Origin of the sequence: Priestia sp. SIMBA_032, from assembly GCF_046535215.1 — a bacterium.
GTDB lineage: Bacteria > Bacillota > Bacilli > Bacillales > Bacillaceae_H > Priestia > Priestia aryabhattai.
In genome coordinates this window covers 1-243 of the sequence record NZ_JAWRXD010001388.1, presented here as the reverse complement: position 1 = coordinate 243, position 243 = coordinate 1, and the positions used below count along the sequence as shown (strand labels likewise).

1 pseudogene is annotated in these 243 nt (G+C 33.3%); it reads right to left on the bottom strand.

Annotated elements, in window-relative coordinates:
- Window positions 1–97 precede the first annotated feature (97 nt).
- A pseudogene (locus SB717_RS38880) lies at window positions 98–243 on the bottom strand (carboxylesterase); the annotation flags it as partial.

Below are 243 nucleotides of genomic sequence, written 5' to 3'. Positions count from 1 at the left end.
AAGATACGGTATGTATAAAGCGAAACTTCAATACTCCCCTTATGATTTTTACAGTTTTCACAAAAAATTCCTTATGAAAAAAAGAGGCAACTAGATCTTACCAATCTAGTTGCTCCAAGAAGTTATATACATCCTCATGTAGCTCGTCACGTTGTTTATCAAGTGTAATGACATGCGTAGAGTCTTCATACCATTTAATGTCTTTTAACGTAGATTCTACACCGTTATAAATAATGTTAGCAC